This window comes from Cobetia sp. 2AS (assembly GCF_029846355.1).
In the GTDB taxonomy this organism is placed as follows: Bacteria; Pseudomonadota; Gammaproteobacteria; order Pseudomonadales; family Halomonadaceae; genus Cobetia; species Cobetia amphilecti.
On sequence record NZ_JARWKQ010000001.1, the window covers coordinates 123,875 to 142,671 of the forward strand.

Below are 18,797 nucleotides of genomic sequence, written 5' to 3' on the forward strand. Positions count from 1 at the left end.
GAATACGACGACACCGCCGTGGCAGGGCCATGGCGGTGTCGAGGAAGCGCTTGAATATCAGTGCATGAGGTTCAGCACGAGAGACGCAGCGCGTGAGCGGCAGAACCCGTCTTAGAGGTCGAGTTCGGCCCGCAGCAGCTTGAAGAGCTTCTTGGCGCTGTTGGGCTGTTTGCCGGCGTCACGTTCGGCACGCGCATTGCGGATCAGCTGACGCAGGGCCTGACGGTCCACGTGAGGATAATCCTCGACGAAGATCACGAAGGCTTCATCGTCGTCCAGCAGGCGATCGCGCCAGCGTTCGAGACGCTGGAAGGAAGCATCGCGACGCACGTTCTGCTGCTCCATGGCTTCGAAGACGGCACGCACGGCGTCCAGGTCTTCCTTGCGCATCAGCTTGCCGACGTACTGCATGTGGCGACGCAGGCCTTCGTGACTACGAATGCGATGGGTCTCCTCGATGGCGGCCAGCATGTCGTCAGAGAGCGGGAACTTGGCGCGCTGGCCTTCCGGCAGATCGATGATCTTCTTGCCCAGCGCCTGCAGCTCGATCATCTCGCGCTTCAACTGGGACTTGCTGGGGCGCTCGACGAGCTCCTCGGGTCTTTCTTTACGCATGCCAATTCCAATGAGTCGGGGAAATTTGCGGCAGTATAGCACTGCCGGGCCCCCGTCTCCTCAGAAGGAGAACAACATGAGCCAGGCCTTTGATGCCGTTGCTCAGCAACAACTGCTCGAGCGTCGCGTCAGCGAAGCTCTCGAGCTTGCCCGCAGCCTGGGTGCCGACGCCTGTGAGGTCGGTGCCAGCGTCGATCAGGGCGTCAGTATCTCGGTGCGTGACGGCGAAGTCGAGACGGTCGAACTGTCGCGTGACCAGGGTATCGGCGTGACCGTCTATCTCGGCAATCGCAAGGGCAGCGCGACCTCTTCCGATGCCGGCAGCGACTCGATTCGTGCCGCGGTCGAGAAGGCGGTCTCCATCGCGCACTATACCGGCGAAGACAGCTTTGCCGGTCTGGCGCCGGCCGAGCTGATGGCCACCGACTTCCCTGACCTCAAGGCGCATCATCCCTGGGCGATCAGCGTCGATGAAGCGACCGACCTGGCACTGGCCTGTGAGCGTGCCGGGCTGGAAGTGGAAGGCATCGCGCAGTCCGAAGGCGCCAGCTTCTCCAGCGGTGAAGGCGTGCAGGTCTATGGCAACAGCCATGGGTTCCTGGCCAGCCAGTGCGGCAGCCGCCACTCGATGTCGTGCATGCTGATCGCCAAGGATGCACAGGGCATGCAGCGTGACTATGACTACACCAGCGTGCGCAATCCGGTAGACCTGCGCTCCCCCGAGTCGGTGGGGCGTGAAGCCGCTCGCCGCACGCTGGCACGCCTGAATGCGCGCAAGGTGGCGACGGGTCGCATGCCGGTGCTGTTCGACCCGCAGATGTCGGCCGGGCTGGTCGGTCACTACCTGTCTGCCATCGCCGGCGGCTCGCTGTACCGTGAGTCCAGCTTCCTGTGCGATAGCCTGGGTCAGCCGTTGTTCCCCGACTGGTTCACGCTGGGTGAGAAGCCGCGGGAAGTCGGTGGCATGTCCAGCGCCGCCTTCGACAACGATGGCGTCGCGACGCGTGACAATGTCTACTTTGCCGACGGCAAGGTGCAGAGCTACATGCTGAGCGCCTACAGTGCCCGGCGCCTGAACATGCAGACCACCGGCAACGCCGGCGGCGCGCGCAACGTGCGCATCACCGCGCCGCTGACCTCTCTCGATGAGATGCTCAAGCAGATGGGCACCGGCGTGCTGGTGACCGAGCTGATGGGCCAGGGCGTCAACGGCGTCACCGGTGACTACTCACGCGGCGCCTCCGGTTTCTGGGTCGAGAACGGCGAGATCCAGCATGCGGTCGAGGAGTTCACCATTGCCGGCAATCTGCGCGACATGGCGGCCAATCTGCTGGCGGTCGGCGATGATGTCGATACGCGTGGCAGCATCCACAGCGGTAGCTGGCTGATCGATGGCATGACCGTCGCCGGCATGTCCGAAGGCGAAGACGAAGAGCTGGAAGGCTGATCGCTGACGCTTCTCTGATCGCGCGACAGGCGAGATGCAACACGGCCGCTCCCAAGGGAGCGGCCGTGTTGCATCTGGAGCAGTCACTGGATTCCGTCGGGCGTATTACAGATAGAGCCAGGTCGCCAGCCCCAGGAAGGCCATGAAGCCGATCACGTCGGTCACGGTGGTCAATATCACGCTGCCGGAGAGGGCAGGGTCGATATTGAGCTTCTTGAGCAGCACCGGCAACAGCGTGCCCGTCACGGCGGCGATCAATAGATTGATCATGATCGCGGCGCCGATGATGGCCCCCAGCTGGACATCCCCGAACCACACGATGGCGATGCCCGCCACCACCACGGCCCATAACAGGCCGTTGAGTCCCGCGACGATGACCTCGCGCTTGAGTAGCCAGCGGACATTGCCGCTCTTGACGTGCCCCAGCGCGATACCGCGAATCAGGACGGTGAGTGCCTGAGAGCCCGCGATGCCGCCCATGCTGGCGACGATGGGCATCAGTACGGCCAGCGCGGTGATCTTCTGGATGGTGCCTTCGAACATGCCGATCACGGCGGAGGCCATGAAGGCGGTCAGCAGGTTGATGCCGAGCCAGACGGCGCGGCGCCACGAGGTGCGCATCACGGGAGAGAAGGTGTCTTCGTCCTCATCCATCCCCGCCATCGACATCACCTGGTGCTCGGCGTCGCCACGGATGACGTCGACCACGTCATCGATGGTGATGCGACCCAGCAGGTTGCCATCGCCGCCGACCACGGGCGCCGAGATCAGGTCGTGCTTCTCGAACAGCGAGGCGACTTCGGTTTCCGGCATCAGGGCCGGAATCACCACGCTGTCGGTGTCCATCACTTCGCGCACCGTGACGCCGGGGTCCGAGACCAGCAGGCGATTGATGGGCAGGGCACCGATGAATTCATCACGGCGTGAGACGACTAGCAGGGTATCGGTGGAGTCGGGCAGGCGCTCGTGGCGGCGAATGTAGCGCAGCACCACGTCCAGGGTGATGTCCGGACGAATGGTGATGGTGTCCGTGTTCATCAGGCCGCCGGCGGTGTCCTCCGGGAAGGACAGTACCGTTTCGACGCGCAGGCGCTCCTGCGCCTCCATGGAGTCGAGGACCTCGAGAATCACTGCATTCGGCAGGCGCTGCAGAATGTCGGCGACATCATCCGGTTCCAGGTTCTCGGTGGCGGCGAGAACGTCGACGGCGTCCATGTCCTTGAGGAAGTCGGTCTGGATGTCTTCGCCAAGGTATTGAAGGACATCGCCCTGCAGCTCGGCATCGACCAGCTCCCAGAGCAGATTACGCTCCTTGGGGGGCGAGGATTCCAGCAGGTGGGCCACGTCCACCGGCGCGAGGCCGCGATTGAGCATGCGTCTTGCCTGTTCCAGCTCGCCGCTTTCCAGCGCCTGTGACAGGCGATCAAGTCTTGGCTTGAGTTTACGAGACGTCTTGCTCATCTGTCGGCTTCCCCTGTCGACATGAAGGACAGCGTTGATTCTACCATTGGCGTAGGGGGGCGCGTCGACAAAAGAAAACAGTGTTTCTTATCGAAAGGACAATCCGCGTCCCGCCACTGGCACAAAAGCAGCGTCGTATGGCTGCCAGGCGCAAGGATAGGTGCTGGGATTGGTACAAGGGTAGGCGCAAGGACAGGTGCAGGAACCGGTGCAGGAACAGGCGCTAGGCATCCTGCATGAGCAGTTAATGCTTTCGCCAGAGGGGCCGCCAGAGGGGGCTGGCCGATAAGCGAGCGGGCCGAAAAGATAGTTGACCAAGAAGCGAGCTGGCTGAGGAAGGAAGGCTGAGCGCACAGCGCAAATGCACAGCGCAAATGCACAGCACCGTCAGTGGCGGTTATTCGTCTTCCTCGAAACGCGCCTCGAACAGCGCCTCGATGGCCAGCATCGCCTCATCGGCCTGTTCGCCCTCGACATCGATCAATAGCGTGGTGCCGCAGGGCGCGGCCAGCATCAGCAATGCCATCACATTGGCCGCATTGGCGCGTCGCTCGCCATGGCTGACCATCACCGTCGCGCAATAGGGCGCACAGCAATTGACCAGCTTGGTGGCTGCGCGAGCATGCAGCCCGCGGCGGTTGGTCAGCGTCAGCTCACGAGAGGCCATCGCGATGCTCCTGCTGATGTTCTTGCTGATCACTCGCCTCACCCGCGTTGCTCAGCGCGGTATGAATGCCCAGCTCGCGGTGACGCAGGCGCACCTCAGGCAGGCGCTCGGCGAAGTAGCTCGCCAGCTGCTCGCACAGGTAGACGCTGCGATGCTGGCCGCCGGTGCAGCCCACGGATACCGTCAGGTAGCTGCGATTGCTGTCCTGATAGGCGGGCAGCCAGCGTTCCAGCCAGCCGGCGATATCGTCATGCATCGCCTGGACGGTGGGGTAGCGCTGCAGGAATTCGGCCACGCTGTCGTCGCGACCGGTATCGCCGCGCAGATTGATGTCCCAGTACGGGTTGGGCAGGCAGCGGGCATCGAACACCATGTCGGCGTCGGTCGGCACGCCATGCTTGAAGCCGAAGGATTCAAAGGTCAGCGTCAGGTGGCGGGAGCTGTGCTGGGCGACCTGCTCGGTGATCCGCGAGCGCAGGTCGTGCACGCTCAGGTTGGTCGAGTCGATGACCAGGTCGGCCTTCTGGCGGATGGGAGCGAGCGTCTTCTGCTCGATCTCGATGGCCTCGGCCAGGGTGTGGTCATTGTCGCGCGTCAGAGGGTGACGACGACGGGTCGCCGAGTAGCGTTCCAGCAGCACTCGCGAATCGGTGGTCAGGTAGACGACCTGCACGTCCATGCCGCTCTGGCGGACGTTGTCGAGCAATTCGGGGAAGCGGGTCAAGGCTTCCGGCAGGTTGCGGGCATCGATGGAGACCGCGATGCGCCGACGCGCCGGGCTGTCCTTTTCGAGCTGATCGACCAGTGGCGCCAGCAGCATGCCGGGCAGATTGTCGATGGCATAGTAGCCAATATCTTCCAGCGCCTGGAGAGCGATGGATTTCCCGGAGCCGGAGCGGCCGCTGATGATCACGATCTTCATGAAGTGCTCTCCAAGGGCGAGGTCAACGTCGAAAGAATGCAGGGGTGGGGCAGAAGGCTGCCCGCTATCAGTGCGCTGTACGTCGGCCGATGGAAGGCCAGCAAGACGAAAGCCCGGACGATGTCCGGGCCTGTCATTCAGCGCGCCGGTAATTCGGCGATGGCTTGGGTCAATGCCTCAAAGAGTGCACGCTGGCTGTCTGCTTGGCGCAGGGCCGAGCGATTGGTCGGGGAATTGAGCAATTCCGCGACCTGCCCGAGCAGCGTCAGATGGGTCTCATCCGCTTCCTCAGGCACCAGCAGCACGAACAGCAGATCGATGGGTTCTCCGTCGATGGCATCGAAGTCGATGGGTTCACCGAGCTTCAGAAACGCAGCGATTGGCGTCTTGCAATGCGGGCTGCGTGCATGGGGCACGGCCACGCCGTGGCCAATGCCGGTCGACCCCAGTCTTTCGCGCCCGATCAGGCGCGAGAAGACTTCCTGGCTATCCAGGCTGGGAATGTTCTGTGCGATGAAGGTGCTGAAGAATTCAAGCACCCGCTTCTTGCTCCCCCCGGGGACACCGTAAAGCGTGCGCTCGGGGGGAAGGATCTGATCAAGTGTCATGGCGGAAGGTCAACGGGTCCCGGTGCCCTGAGAGCGAGCCTGGGACTTTTCCTTGTGTTTGACCAGCTGGCGATCCAGCTTGTCGGCGAGCGCGTCGATGGCAGCGTACATGTTGGGGTCTTCTGCCAGGGCGTGGAGGTCAGCGCCTGCCGCATGCAAGGTGCAGGCAGCCTGCTGGCGCTCCTTCTCGATCGACAGAGTCACCTGAACATTGGTGATGTTGTCGTAATGCCGTTCGAGGCGAGCGAGCTTCTCGTTGACGTAATCGCGGAGAGGATCGGTAAGTTCCACATGATGCCCGGTGATATTCACTTGCATGGACACGCTCCTTTATCCAGCGGGTTGCCATTCAATTGTAACCCTTTTTGACTACGAGCAAACCCTGATCGGACGCTCTGCAACAGGCTTGACGGCCACCGTCTGGCGATGTTTTCGCACCCTTGCCAGTGGCGTCAGATGTCGTGAGCGTCTGTACCGACAATGCCCAAGCTTTGCGCAAAGATCAACGCTGCGCTGCATCGTGGCTCAGTGCTTGTCTTCAACTCAGTGAGGGGTATCGGAGTGGACTTCAAGGGCACGTCTGGTGGGTGGTGCGTGAAAGACGCGCAAGAAGGCGGGTTTTCGTCGCCAATCCCTGCATGTACGTCACCTTTCAGGCGCTCCGATTGCGTGGAGCAAGCGGCGTTCCGGGAGGTTCACCGGGTGTCATCCAGGTGCAATACGCGCAAAAGTGACTTTAAAAACATGCGATTGACGGTGAATGACGCTGCCGTAACGGCGGTTTTTTACCGTCATCCTGCGCGCCGTCATGTGCCATGACGGGCAATTGGCGAGCGGTTGCCGGGATGACAGGGAACGCGACAGGCGTACCGCTGCCCGCGAAGTCAGAGGCTGATGAGCGGAAAATCCAGCGCTTGAGGTTGGCGGCGGCTGCCATTGTGGAGGTGAAAGCAGGGCATGGCAGCCGCAGGTGACGGGTCAGGCCAGACGCTTGCGCTCGCTGGAGGAGGGGATGCCCATCGCTTCGCGATACTTGGCCACGGTACGACGTGCGACCTCGATGCCATCGCTGGCGAGCAGATCGACCAGCCGCGAGTCGGAGAGAGGCTTGCGGGCCGGCTCTTCCGCGATCAGCTTGCGGATGCGGGCACGAATGGCGGTGCTTGAGTGAGCGTCGCCATTGCCGCTGCCACCGACCTGGCTCGAGAAGAAGAACTTGAGCTCGAAGACGCCGCGCGGGGTGTGGATGTACTTCTGGGTCGTGACCCGCGAGATGGTCGATTCGTGCATCTCGACCACTTCGGCGATGTTGGCCAGAATCAGCGGCTTCATGCCTTCCTCGCCTTGCTCGAGGAAGTCGATCTGGCGTGCCATGATCTCGCGGCCGACCTTGAGCAGGGTGTCATTGCGTGATGACAGGCTCTTCATCAGCCAGCGCGCTTCCTGCAGGTTGTCCTTGAGAAAGGTGTTGTCGGCGGACTTGTCGGCACGCTTGATCAGTGCGGCGTATTCCGGCTGGATGCGCAGCTTGGGCAGCGCTTCCGGGTTGAGCTCGACCTGCCAGCCATGCCGGGTATGGCGCACCAGCAGATCAGGGATCACGTAATCGCTGGCGGGCTCGCCCCAGGCGGATGCCGGACGCGGATCGAGCGCGCGCACCAGGCGGATGACGTGGTCCAGCTCGTCATCGTCAAGGCTCAGGCGCCGCTTGAGCAGCTTGCGATCATCGTTGCCCAGTGCCTCGAGGAATTGGCGTACCAGGCGGCGCGCCTGCGCCAGCAGCGGCAGATCATCCGGCAGCAGCGCCAGTTGCAGCAGCAGGCATTCGCGCAGATCACGGGCAAAGACGCCGGTCGGGTCGAACTGCTGCAGACGCAGCAATACCTGCTCGAGCTCGGAGGCCTTGAGGCCGGGCAGGCCCTGGCCACGCAGGCCATCGACCAGCTCATCGAGAGACAGGCTCAGATAGCCGGCACCGTCGACGGCATCGATCAGGCTCTCCGCCATCTGGCGTTCACGGCCATCGAGGTCGGTCATCGCCAGCTGCCAGCGCAGGTGGTCCTGCAGGCTCTCGACGCTGGTATTGCGATCGAAGTCCGGCCCTTCCTCGCTCCCGCTGCCACTGCCGGAGCTGGTCAGGCTACCGGCGTGGTCCTGGTAGAGGTCCGACCAGTCACTGTCGAGGGGGTATTCCTCGGGAATCTCGCTCGAGGAGTCGGCAGTGGAGATCTCGCTCGAATCCTGTGTCTCGACGACATCCAGCGACTCGTAGTCCTCGTCGAGCTCCAACATGGGGTTGGACTCGAGGGCTTGCTGAATCTCCTGACGCAGGTCGAGCGTCGACAGCTGCAGCAGCTGGATCGCTTGCTGGAGCTGCGGCGTCATGGTCAGCGAGGTGCCGAGGCGGAGTTGCAGGGTGGGTTTCATGGAGTCAGTCAATTCACGGCAAAGGAACGTGCTTACTACGCTATACCGTGACTCGGGGCACTGACAAGTGGTTGTCGTGAATATTCAAGCAACTTGCATGCCATGTTTCCACCAAGGTGGTATGGACGTCATGCATGCGTCTGATGTCAGACATGAAAAAGCCGCTACGCGATAAAATCACGCAGCGGCTTTTGAAGCTTTTGCCTCGCGAGGACTCAGCGCAGCCGCTGACCCTAGAGCGTGAACTCGTGACCCAGGTAGACGTCGCGCACCTGCTGGTTGGCCAGGATGGAGTCCGCGTCACCGTGGGCGATGATCTGGCCATCGCCGACGATATAGGCGGTGTCACAGATATCGAGTGTCTCGCGCACGTTGTGGTCGGTGATCAGCACACCGATGCCACGATCGCGCAGTTGGCGCACGATGCTCTTGATCTCGCCCACCGAGATGGGGTCGACGCCGGCAAAGGGCTCATCGAGCAGTACGAAGTCCGGCTCGGTGGCAAGCGCCCGGGCGATCTCGACCCGTCGACGCTCACCACCGGACAGGCTCATACCGGCGCTGGCGCGGATGTGCGTGATGCTGAATTCCTCGAGCAACTCTTCAAGGCGTGCCTTGCGGCCATTGCGATCCAGGTCCTTGCGGGTCTCCAGAATCGCCATGATGTTGTCGGCCACCGACAGCTTGCGGAAGATCGACGCTTCCTGCGGCAGATAGCCGATGCCGGCGCGTGCACGCTGATGCATGGCGGCAGCGGAGAGGTCCTTGTCATCGATGGAGACGTTGCCGGCATCGGCGCGCACCAGTCCGACGATCATGTAGAACGAGGTCGTCTTGCCGGCGCCGTTGGGGCCCAGCAGGCCGACGATGTCGCCTTGGCGGATCTCCAGCGAGATGTCCTTGACCACCTTGCGGCCCTTGTAGGCCTTGGCCAGATGGCGAGCGCTCAGCGTACGCGGAGTAGCAGCAGTCATGACTCAGTTTTCCTTGCTGGCATTGGTGCCGCGCGGCGTCAGGGTCATGTGCACGCGACCGCCTTCGGTCTGCTGTGCCGTCTTGCTGTTGTTGGCGTTCACCTGGCGCTTGTCGAGGAAGTACTCCACGTAGCCGCCTTCGAAGGTGTCATCGCCTTTCTCGAGACGCGCATTGCCGACCAGCTCCACGCGGCGCTCCAGCGCATGGTAGCGGATGGTGTCGGCCCAGCCCTTGACCAGCTTCTCGTCGGGTGCGGGTTGCTGTTCCAGGTAGGCACGCTTGCCGGTGGCCTTGACCAGCGAGATCTCGCCGCTGCCGGCGCGACTGATATCGACGCGGCTGGCATCGAGTTTCATGCTGCCCTGGCGCATTTCCACCTGGCCGGTGTAGGTGGCGGTGCCGGCCTTGTCATCGAGCGACAGGGCGTCCGCGGCGATGTTGATCGGCTGGCTGGCATCGCTGTCCAGCGCCATGGCGGCCGGGGCGAAGGTGGACATACCCAGTGCCAGGCAGAGCGCCATGACACCGCTGTTGAGGGTCTGGCGACAGGCCGTCAAGGGCTTGCGAGTCGTGGAAGTCATGGTGGCTCCTTGGCATGACGGGGTCGCCGCCCGAGCAATGATGCCATCGAGCGGCAGAGAAGAAGGTGTTGCGGCGCGGGTCATGGCGTGACGGCCAGCCCGGCGGGTTCATTCACCGCTGGCAGGCGCTGCCTCGAAGGTGCTGTTGACGCGCCCATCATCGGAGGTGGTGCTGTCGGTGGCCGAGTCGATGCGCTCGGCTTCCTTGCTGGCCTCGCTCTGGCCTGTGCCGGGTTGCAGGACGCTGCGAACACGGCCCTGCAGCACGGCGGAATCCTGTGAGAGGTCGGCGCTGAAGCTGTCGCTTTCGACATGCTGGCCATTCTGGGTGATCACGACCGGCACGTCACTCCAAGCGCGATTCTGGTCACGGCTGTAGTGCAGGACATCGGTATCGAGGGTCCAGCGGTCATCGGGCTGGCGCAGTCTGGCATTGCCCTCGAGGGTGAAGGTGTCGCCGCCGGCACTCAACACGCCACTGTCACCCGTGGCATACCAGCGGCGGTCTTCACTGTCGTTGGTGCGAATCTTCGGGGTCTGCGCCCGGGTCACGTCATCGCCTGGCGTGTGCTCGATATGCGGCGAGGTCATGGACTGGATCGCCACGCCGCGCCCATCGAAGCGTGTCATGTCTGCCCCGTCGAGATAGTAATCCGGCTCACTGCTGTCGACCTCGACGTTGACGGTCGATTCCAGGCTGTTGCGCTGCTCGATCAGCGCCAGCACGCCACCGACGAGCAGCAACAGCAGCATCAGCCAGAGACGCGGAGAAGGGCGGGGCAGACGTAACATCAGGGACGCGACTCCTGCAGGTAGGTGTCCAGCACCGAGGCCCAGTGGCCCTGTGCCTTGAGCAGCAGATCACAGAGCTCGCGCACGGCGCCATCGCCGCCCTGGCGTGAGGTGACCCAGTTGGCCTCGCTCATCACGTAGGCCATGGCGTTGGGCACGCTGACGCCGAGACCGACACGACGAATGGCCTCGCGGTCCGGCAGGTCATCGCCACAATAGGCGACTTCTTCCAGCTCGATCCCGTGCTCGCGGCACAGGTCGGTCAACGCGACCAGCTTGTCTTCACGGCCCTGGATGACATCCTGAATGCCCAGTTCCTTGGCGCGACGCTCGACCATCGGCGAGCTGCGGCCGGTGATCAGCGCGACGCGAACGCCACTGCGCAGCACCAGCTTGAGGCCATGGCCATCCTGGACGTGGAAGGATTTGGTCTCGACGCCGTTGGCATCGTAGTGCAGGCGGTTGTCGGTGAGCACGCCATCGACATCCAGCGCCAGCAGACGCACGCGGCGTGCGCGGTCGATGATGTCCTGCGGATATTCTTCGCTCAGGGAATTCGTGTCGCTCATGGTCTTTCTCCTCGCACTCCGTGCATGCTTGACGCTGTCCTGTGAACGGCGCTGATGGGCGTTGAGCGGTAGCGTCTTGCCGGGACGGTCTGCCGTCGAACAGAGACAGCGATCGCCCGCGGGAGTTCAGATCACGCCGCTGGCCAGCAGGCCGTGCATATGGATGGCTCCGATGGGGTGCTCATCCTCGTCACAGACTACCAGAACGCTGATGCGGTTTTCTTCCATGATGCGCACCGCTTCGGCGGCCAGCATGCTGGCGCGCACGGTCTTGCCGCCACGGGTCATGACATCATCGACCTTCAGCGCGCGCAGATCGCCGTGCTGGTCGAGGGTGCGGCGCAGGTCACCATCGGTATAGACGCCGACCAGGTGGTCGTCATCATCGATCACGCAGGTGAAGCCCATGCCCTGACGCGTGATCTCGAGCAGCGCATCGCGCAGCGGGCTGCCGAGTGCCACGCGCGGCAGGGCGTCGCCATGGTGCATCACGTCCTGAACCCGCAGCAGCAGGCGGCGGCCCAGGCTGCCGCCCGGATGGGAAAGCGCGAATTCCTCGGCAGTGAAGCCGCGGGCCTCCAGCAGTGCCACCGCCAGGGCGTCGCCCATCACCAGCGCAGCGGTGGTCGAGGCGGTCGGTGCCAGATTCAGCGGGCAGGCTTCCTGGGCGACGCTGGTGTCCAGATGTGCATCGGCGTCACGCGCCAGGGTCGAGCCGGGCTTGCCGGTCATCGAGACCAGCGGGGTGCCCATGCGCTTCAAGAGCGGCAGCAGCGCCGTGACCTCGGCGGTCTCTCCGGAGTTGGACAGCGCCAGCACCACATCGGCCGGCGTGATCATGCCCAGGTCGCCATGGCTGGCTTCACCGGGGTGGACGAAGAAGGCCGGCGTGCCGGTGCTGGCCAGGGTGGCGGCGATCTTGCTGGCGACATGGCCGGATTTGCCCATGCCGGTGACGATGACGCGGCCCTTGGTGGCCAGCATCAGCTGACAGGCGCGGTCGAAGTCGTCATCGAGATGGCTTTCGAGCGCGGCGATGGCCGCTTCCTCAATGGCGAAGGTGCGGCGGGCGCTGGCGCGAAAATCCGCCTGGCTGGCCGGAGTCTCATCGGCGGCGGACTGGCTGGCGGCGGATTGACTTGAAGCAGAAGCGCCAGGCGCGGTGGCGTGCGGGGTGCTGGAAGGCTCGGTCATGATCGAATTGTTGCCTGTGGTTGGCCAGGGCTCAAACCGCGCGGAAAGGGCGTGTCATCCCGCGCGGCGGCGTGGCAAACGATGATGAAGACGCTGCCGTCAGCGAGTCAGGCTGATGGCAAGCCAGGCCGTGTAGGCCAGATAGCAGGCGAGCAGGATAACACCTGGGCCGCGGCCGATGCGCCCACGGCGCTGCCAGATGAGCAGCGCGGCCAGCAGCAGCGTCAGCCCCAGCATCACCGGATAGTCACGGCTGATGGCGCTGCCATCCACCGGACCCGGCGCCAGCAGGCCTGGCACGGGCAGCACGGCGAGGATGTTGAACAGGTTGGAGCCGATGACGTTGCCGATGGCGATGTCGTGATGGCGCTTGAGGGCGCTGGCCACGCTGGCGGCCAGTTCCGGCAGGCTGGTGCCGATGGCGATCACGGTCAGGCCGATGATCAATTCCGGCACGCCGAGTGCCTGGGCGATGTCGGTCGCCCCCCACACCAGCGCACGCGAGCTGGCGATCAGCACCGCCAGCCCGACCAGCAGCCAGAAGATGGCGCGTCCGGTGCTCATCTCGGGCACGTCATCCTGGCTTTCCGCCTCGCTCGGCGAATCGACCTTGAACAGCCACACCAGCGTGAAGACCAGCAGGGCCAGCAACAGGATGCCATCGAGACGCTCGAGCCCGCTGTTGGACAGCGCATAACCGCCCAGCGCCGTGGCCGCCAGCAGCAGCGGCAGCTCGCGGCGCACCAGCCCGAAATGCACCGGAATCGGGGCGATCAGCGCCGTGACGCCGAGCACCAGGCCGATATTGGCGATGTTGGAGCCCAGCGCATTGCCGGTCGCGATATCCGGAGTGCCATCAAGAGAGGCCATGATGGAGACGACGATCTCGGGGGCAGAGGTGCCGACGGAGACGATCGTCATCCCGATCAGCAGTTTGCTCATCCCGGCGCGCCACGCAGTGGCCGCGGCTCCTTCGACGAAGCGATCAGCACTCCAGACAAGACCAATCAGGCCGATGACGACTGCAAGGATGGGATATAGCATCAGAACTCTCGGGGCAGGGGGCAGGGCGGTGGCATATCGCCGGGAACCGCGCCATTAAACGCATCCCCCCAATCCTTTGCAAGACAGCGGCCATGTTCCCATTGTCGAGCGTGTTGCCGAGCGCATTGTTGAGCGCATCACCACCCGCGGCACGGCTCTGTTGCCTTGATGAGACTGGCGGCACAGGGGTGGGTTCGGATACGATGTTCGCTAACTAACTTGATCCTTGGATCCCATGACTCGGACATTCGACCTGTTCACGAGCCGACAGCGTGTGGCTCGTCACGGCGAAGGTCCCTCACAGCGGATGCTTCTATGACTGATTTGCCCGGTCAGACCGCAACCCGGACGGGTGCGGACGGCCAGGATGCGCAGGCTTCTTCACGCGGCGCGGCAGGCGAGATCAATCTCGATGATGCCCTGATTCGTGTTGAAGGCCTGCGGTTCACCCGTGGAGAACGCGAGATATTCTCCGGCATCGACCTCAAGATCCCGCGCGGCAAGATAACCGCCATCATGGGGCCTTCCGGTACCGGCAAGACGACACTGCTCAAGTTGATCGGCGGTCAGTTGACGCCCTCGGCGGGGCGCGTCGAGATCGCCGGCTTGCACGTGCATGGCCTGTCGCGGCGCGAGCTGTTTCGCATGCGCCGTCGCATGGGCATGCTGTTTCAGAGCGGTGCCCTGTTCTCCGACCTGAGCGTGTTCGAGAACGTCGCCTTCCCGCTGCGCGTCCACACCGACCTCCCCGATGCGATGATTCGTGACATCGTGCTGATCAAGCTCGAGTCCGTCGGGCTGCGCGGCGCGCGTGAATTGATGCCGGCCGAACTCTCCGGCGGCATGACGCGGCGTGTGGCGCTGGCGCGAGCCATCGCGCTGGACCCGGACCTCATCATGTACGACGAGCCCTTTGCCGGGCAGGACCCCATCTCGATGGGCGTGCTGGTCAATCTGATCCGGCGCCTCAATGATGCGCTGGGCATGACGGCGCTGGTGGTCTCGCACGACATCAAGGAAACGCTGACCATCGCCGATTACGTCTATGTGATCGCCGATGGCAAGGTGATGGCGCAGGGCACCCCCGAGGCGCTGAACGCCGAATCGGACCCGCGCGTGGCCCAGTTCATCCACGGCAAGCCGGATGGCCCGGTGCCCTTCCATTATCCCGCCCCGGACTTCGCCGGCGACATTCTCGATGGTCGCGAATCGGCAACCCGCAGGAGAGAGTCATGAGTGGTCTGAATCGTGGCCCGCTCGGGGCCATCACGTCACTGGGCCGCAGCAGCATCGACGTGATCGCGGCCATCGGGCGTGCCGGCATGCTGCTGGTACAGGCCGGTATCGGCATTCCGTCCCGTGAGGGCATCGGCCTGTGGGTGCGGCAGATGCACTTCGTCGGTGTGCTGTCGCTGGCCATCGTGCTGGTCTCGGGGCTGTTCATCGGCATGGTGCTGGCGCTGCAGGGCTACACCATTCTGGTCGGTTTCGGCGCCGAGGAGGCGCTGGGGCAGATGGTGTCGCTGTCACTGCTGCGTGAGCTGGCGCCTGTGGTCGCGGCCTTGCTGTTTGCCGGGCGTGCGGGGTCGGCGCTGACGGCGGAGATCGGCCTGATGAAGGCCACCGAGCAGTTGACCAGCATGGAGATGATCGGCGTCGATCCGCTCAAGCGCATCGTCGCGCCGCGCCTGTGGGCCGGTTTCGTCTCGCTGCCGCTGCTGACCATCGGCTTCAGTGTCGTCGGCATCTGGGGCGGCAAGCTGGTGGGGGTCGACTGGCTGGGCATCTACGAGGGCGCCTACTGGAGCAGCATGCAGTCGAACGTCGATTTCATCGGTGATGTCATGAACGGCGTCATCAAGTCACTGGTCTTCGGGCTGGTGGTCAGCTGGATCGCCGTCTTCCAGGGCTATGACCTGATCCCGACCTCGGAAGGCATTTCGCGCGCCACCACACGTACCGTGGTTTATTCATCTTTGGCGGTGCTGGGACTCGACTTTGTCCTCACGGCCGTCATGTTCGGAGAGATTTGATGAAACGTACCCGCATGCTCGAGTTCGGCGTGGGCCTGTTCATACTCGCTGGTTTCCTGGGAATGGTCTTCCTGGGGCTGCGTGTCAGCGGCGTCACGTTCCAGCAGGCCGATGACACCTTCGTGCTCAATGCCAACTTCTCAGGGATCGGAAGCCTCAAGGCGCGGTCAAAGGTCACGATGGCAGGTGTTGCCGTCGGCAGCGTCGAGAAGATCGAGCTGGACCCGAAGTGGTTTGACGCCCGTGTCACGATGAAGCTCGACAGCAGCCTGCGTGGCAAGCTGAGCAAGGACACCACCGCCGCCATCCTGACGTCCGGCCTGCTGGGCGAGCAGTACATCGGCCTGAGCACCGGGGGAGACCCGGACGTGCTGGAGGACGGCGATACCATTCGCGATACCCAGTCTGCACTGGTGCTGGAAGAGTTGATCCAGCAGTTCGTGTCCAATTTTTCGAAGAGCTGATTCTCGAAGCGTTGATTCTCGATGCGCTGTTCATCCAAGTGCAGGCATCCGGCGCACGCGTGTGATGCACCGGAAGACCTGACTCGGTGCCTGCGGTTTCACGTTCGAGCACGATGCACATTTTCAAGGAGCAACCCTGATGACCTCTAGCCTCAAGAAGCTGATTCGTCCGTTGAGCGTGCTGAGCCTGTCCGCGCTGATGGCGCTGAGCCCGCTGGCCATGGCCGCCCCGCAGGAGCCGGACGTGCTGCTGCGCGACACGGTCGAGGGCCTGACCACCAAGATCGATAGCCGCGAGAGCTACTACAAGGACAACGTCGACGAGCTGGAAACCCTGGTGGATTCCGCGCTGAAGCCGGTGGTGGATTATCGCTACATCGCCGCCAGCGTGATGGGCAAGTACTTCAAGGGCGCCTCTCCTGAGCAGCGCACCGAATTCTCCAAGGTCTTCCATGACACCCTGATCGGCACCTACGCCAAGGGTCTGGTGAGCTTCGATTACGCCAGGCTGGACGTGAAGGACAGCGAAGGCGAGCGTCGCTATGAAGACCAGGACACCGTCTACATGGACGTGGTCGATACCAAGGGCAAGGTCTACCCGGTGGCCTATTCCATGCGTCTGCGCAACGACGAGTGGAAGGTGGTCAACGTGATCGTCAACGGCGTCAACCTGGGCCTGACCTTCCGCAACCAGTTCGATCAGGCCATGCGTGACAACGGCCGCGACATCGATGCCGTCATCAAGGGCTGGCAGCCGGATGTCGACCTCGAGAAGGGTGAGGGGGATCAGGGCAACAGCTGAGCCCTGTCGTCGCCATGACCATGAAAACTCTCTTCGATCGCGAGGGCGTCACGCTGGAAGCCGGTGACGCACGGCTGAGCCTGAGTGGCCAGCCGGATTTCGATAATGCCGCAGAGCTGGCGGATTCCGGCAGGAAATGGCTGGGGCGCCGCGAGGATGGGGTTTCCATCGATCTGTGCGGCGTGGATAGCGCCAGTACCGCCACCCTGAGCGTACTGCTCGAGTGGCAGCGCCATCTGGCGGAGCATGGTGGGCATGTCGCTCACCTCGCGCTGTCTCCTGCATTGAGCCGACTGGCGGCAGTCTCCGGACTGGAAAACCTGCTGCCGGGGCTGAATGTCGCCGAGATCAGCGCCGAGCCCCCGCTGTCACTCGAGACGTCCTGAGTCAGCGGCGGCCTGACCGTCTGTCAGGCCGCACCGCTCTGCTGGAGGCTCGAGGCTTGTCCGTATCGCCATTCATGCGCGCGGCAACGTGGAGGCAGCGATTGACTGCCAATCGCGTTCCCGCGCGCTTTTGATTACCATGTGCGGTCATATCGCATCGATCGTCGCGCAAGGATTCCCTGCCACGATCCCGACATGTACCGCGAAGGAGTCACCGCCCGTCATGCAACCGAATGATGTCAAGGCCCTGCTCGAGGCTCGTATCGAGAACGTCGATTTTCATATCCAGGGTGAGGGCTGCAATTTCCAGGTCGTCGCCGTGGGAGATGTCTTTGCCGAGCTGAGCCGCGTCAAGGCCCAGCAGCTGGTCTACTCCGCACTCAATGACGAGATCCGCTCTGGCGCGCTGCATGCCATCAGCATTCGTACCTATACCCCGGCGCAGTTCGAAGCTGCCGCCGGCAACGCTCAGGGTTGACCGGAACATTTCATGGATAAGCTGATCATCACTGGCAACGGGCCGGTCAACGGGGAAGTCTGGGCCAGCGGCGCCAAGAATTCGGCACTGCCCATTCTGGCAGCCACGCTGCTGTCGGAAGGTCCCGTGACCATCAGCAACCTGCCGCATCTGCAGGACATCACGACCAGCCTCGAGCTGCTCGGGCGCATGGGCGTCGAGCCGGTGATGGGCGACAACATGACCGTGCAGCTGGATGGCTCCAAGGTCGAGCATTGTCACGCGCCCTATGATCTGGTCAAGAAGATGCGTGCCTCGATTCTGGTGCTGGGCCCGCTGCTGGCGCACTTCGGCAGTGCCGAAGTCTCGCTGCCGGGTGGCTGCGCCATCGGTTCGCGTCCGGTGGATCTGCACATCCGTGGCCTGGAGGCGATGGGGGCCGAGATCACGGTCGAGAATGGCTACATCCGCGCCAAGGCGCCGGGTGGCCGCCTGAAGGGCGCGCGCATCGTCTTTGACGTCGTGACCGTCACCGGCACCGAGAACCTGCTGATGGCCGCGACCCTGGCCGATGGCCGCACCGTGCTGGAAAACGCCGCGCGTGAGCCGGAAGTCGTCGATCTGGCCGAGTGCCTGATCGCCATGGGCGCCAGGATCACGGGCCAGGGCTCCGACACCATCGTCATCGACGGTGTCGAGAGGCTGCACGGCTGTGAATACTCCGTCATGCCGGACCGCATCGAGACCGGTACCTTCCTGGTCGCGGCGGCTGCCTCGCGTGGCAAGGTGCGTGTCACGCGTACGCGTGCCGACACCCTGGACGCCGTACTGGCCAAGCTGGAAGAAGCTGGTGCCACCATCACCACTGGTGATGACTGGATTGAGCTTGACATGCACGGCAAGCGCCCGAAGGCGGTCAATATCCGCACGGCGCCGTACCCGGCATTCCCCACCGACATGCAGGCCCAGTTCGTGGCGATGAATGCGGTCGCGGAAGGCACCAGCACCGTGATCGAGACCATCTTCGAGAACCGCTTCATGCACGTGCAGGAGCTCAACCGCATGGGCGCCCACATCGCCCTCGAGGGCAACACCGCAGTCGTGACCGGCACCGAGCGCCTGTCCGGTGCGCCGGTGATGGCGACGGACCTGCGCGCCTCTGCCTCGCTGGTGATCGCGGCGATCGTCGCCGACGGCGAGACCATGGTCGACCGCATCTATCACATCGACCGCGGTTACGAGTGCATCGAAGAGAAGCTGTCCGGGCTGAACGTGATCATCCGTCGCTCCGCCGGCTGATCAGTGCCCCACCTCGCGCTGTCGGCCTTGATTGACCGGCAGCGCGTGCCGAAT

The 18,797-nt window shown here is 63.5% G+C and carries 21 protein-coding genes; 8 read left to right on the forward strand and 13 right to left on the reverse strand.

Annotation, left to right across the window (positions count from 1 at the left end; all coding sequences use genetic code 11):
- Positions 1-111: 111 nt before the first annotated feature.
- The gene (yjgA, locus tag QD356_RS00530; RefSeq protein WP_043332563.1) at positions 112-615 is read right to left on the reverse strand and encodes a ribosome biogenesis factor YjgA; all 504 of its coding nucleotides are present in this window, start codon (positions 613-615) and stop codon (positions 112-114) included.
- A 76-nt stretch (positions 616-691) separates the two neighbouring features.
- Here yjgA and pmbA point away from each other — a divergent pair, with 76 nt between their 5' ends.
- A complete protein-coding gene (gene pmbA, locus QD356_RS00535) occupies positions 692-2,062 on the forward strand; it encodes a metalloprotease PmbA (RefSeq protein ID WP_192838340.1) in 1,371 nt (456 codons plus the stop codon).
- A 105-nt stretch (positions 2,063-2,167) separates the two neighbouring features.
- Here pmbA and mgtE read toward each other — a convergent pair whose 3' ends face one another.
- The 12 genes from mgtE to QD356_RS00595 all read right to left on the reverse strand — a co-directional run bounded on the left by mgtE (position 2,168) and on the right by QD356_RS00595 (position 13,302).
- Complete coding sequence (gene mgtE, locus QD356_RS00540; protein WP_043332561.1) at positions 2,168-3,523, reverse strand: magnesium transporter; 1,356 nt, start codon at positions 3,521-3,523, stop codon at positions 2,168-2,170.
- 397 nt (positions 3,524-3,920) lie between these two features.
- The gene (locus QD356_RS00545) at positions 3,921-4,190 is read right to left on the reverse strand and encodes an HPr family phosphocarrier protein (RefSeq protein WP_043332560.1); all 270 of its coding nucleotides are present in this window, start codon (positions 4,188-4,190) and stop codon (positions 3,921-3,923) included.
- Entirely contained in the window at positions 4,177-5,112 is a 936-nt protein-coding gene (rapZ, locus tag QD356_RS00550; protein WP_107335427.1) for an RNase adapter RapZ, read from the reverse strand. The genes QD356_RS00545 and rapZ overlap by 14 nt, the downstream gene beginning before the upstream one ends.
- A gap of 137 nt (positions 5,113-5,249) precedes the next feature.
- Complete coding sequence (locus tag QD356_RS00555; RefSeq protein ID WP_043332557.1) at positions 5,250-5,720, reverse strand: PTS sugar transporter subunit IIA; 471 nt, start codon at positions 5,718-5,720, stop codon at positions 5,250-5,252.
- A gap of 9 nt (positions 5,721-5,729) precedes the next feature.
- On the reverse strand, positions 5,730-6,038 hold the full coding sequence (raiA, locus tag QD356_RS00560) for a ribosome-associated translation inhibitor RaiA (RefSeq protein WP_043332555.1): 309 nt from the start codon (positions 6,036-6,038) through the stop codon (positions 5,730-5,732).
- A 660-nt stretch (positions 6,039-6,698) separates the two neighbouring features.
- Positions 6,699-8,147 carry an RNA polymerase factor sigma-54 gene (locus QD356_RS00565; protein WP_192838341.1) on the reverse strand — a complete coding sequence of 483 codons (1,449 nt, stop codon included), beginning with the start codon at positions 8,145-8,147 and terminating at the stop codon, positions 6,699-6,701.
- A 233-nt stretch (positions 8,148-8,380) separates the two neighbouring features.
- On the reverse strand, positions 8,381-9,121 hold the full coding sequence (gene lptB / locus QD356_RS00570) for an LPS export ABC transporter ATP-binding protein (protein WP_043332551.1): 741 nt from the start codon (positions 9,119-9,121) through the stop codon (positions 8,381-8,383).
- A gap of 3 nt (positions 9,122-9,124) precedes the next feature.
- The gene (gene lptA, locus QD356_RS00575) at positions 9,125-9,703 is read right to left on the reverse strand and encodes a lipopolysaccharide transport periplasmic protein LptA (RefSeq protein ID WP_225996463.1); all 579 of its coding nucleotides are present in this window, start codon (positions 9,701-9,703) and stop codon (positions 9,125-9,127) included.
- A 108-nt stretch (positions 9,704-9,811) separates the two neighbouring features.
- Complete coding sequence (gene lptC, locus QD356_RS00580; protein WP_192838342.1) at positions 9,812-10,495, reverse strand: LPS export ABC transporter periplasmic protein LptC; 684 nt, start codon at positions 10,493-10,495, stop codon at positions 9,812-9,814.
- Positions 10,495-11,064: an HAD hydrolase family protein gene (locus tag QD356_RS00585; protein ID WP_052384400.1), complete on the reverse strand. Its 570-nt coding sequence runs from the start codon at positions 11,062-11,064 to the stop codon at positions 10,495-10,497. The genes lptC and QD356_RS00585 overlap by 1 nt, the downstream gene beginning before the upstream one ends.
- A 126-nt stretch (positions 11,065-11,190) precedes the next feature.
- On the reverse strand, positions 11,191-12,258 hold the full coding sequence (locus tag QD356_RS00590; protein ID WP_192838343.1) for a KpsF/GutQ family sugar-phosphate isomerase: 1,068 nt from the start codon (positions 12,256-12,258) through the stop codon (positions 11,191-11,193).
- Between the two features lie 99 nt (positions 12,259-12,357).
- A complete protein-coding gene (locus QD356_RS00595) occupies positions 12,358-13,302 on the reverse strand; it encodes a calcium/sodium antiporter (protein WP_043332549.1) in 945 nt (314 codons plus the stop codon).
- A 315-nt stretch (positions 13,303-13,617) separates the two neighbouring features.
- Here QD356_RS00595 and QD356_RS00600 point away from each other — a divergent pair, with 315 nt between their 5' ends.
- From QD356_RS00600 to murA, 7 genes are all read left to right on the forward strand, one after another.
- Entirely contained in the window at positions 13,618-14,538 is a 921-nt protein-coding gene (locus QD356_RS00600) for an ATP-binding cassette domain-containing protein (protein ID WP_082388135.1), read from the forward strand.
- Positions 14,535-15,335 carry a lipid asymmetry maintenance ABC transporter permease subunit MlaE gene (mlaE, locus tag QD356_RS00605; RefSeq protein WP_043332547.1) on the forward strand — a complete coding sequence of 267 codons (801 nt, stop codon included), beginning with the start codon at positions 14,535-14,537 and terminating at the stop codon, positions 15,333-15,335. The genes QD356_RS00600 and mlaE overlap by 4 nt, the downstream gene beginning before the upstream one ends.
- The gene (mlaD, locus tag QD356_RS00610) at positions 15,335-15,799 is read left to right on the forward strand and encodes an outer membrane lipid asymmetry maintenance protein MlaD (protein WP_043332545.1); all 465 of its coding nucleotides are present in this window, start codon (positions 15,335-15,337) and stop codon (positions 15,797-15,799) included. Before mlaE ends, mlaD begins: the two co-directional genes overlap by 1 nt.
- Positions 15,800-15,938: 139 nt before the next feature.
- Entirely contained in the window at positions 15,939-16,601 is a 663-nt protein-coding gene (locus QD356_RS00615) for an ABC transporter substrate-binding protein (protein WP_043332543.1), read from the forward strand.
- Between the two features lie 14 nt (positions 16,602-16,615).
- Entirely contained in the window at positions 16,616-16,987 is a 372-nt protein-coding gene (locus QD356_RS00620; protein WP_054555102.1) for an STAS domain-containing protein, read from the forward strand.
- Between the two features lie 223 nt (positions 16,988-17,210).
- The gene (locus tag QD356_RS00625; RefSeq protein WP_043332541.1) at positions 17,211-17,465 is read left to right on the forward strand and encodes a BolA/IbaG family iron-sulfur metabolism protein; all 255 of its coding nucleotides are present in this window, start codon (positions 17,211-17,213) and stop codon (positions 17,463-17,465) included.
- A 12-nt stretch (positions 17,466-17,477) separates the two neighbouring features.
- Positions 17,478-18,743, forward strand: a complete 1,266-nt coding sequence (murA, locus tag QD356_RS00630) for a UDP-N-acetylglucosamine 1-carboxyvinyltransferase (RefSeq protein ID WP_192838344.1) — start codon at positions 17,478-17,480, stop codon at positions 18,741-18,743.
- The last annotated feature ends 54 nt before the right edge of the window (positions 18,744-18,797 follow it).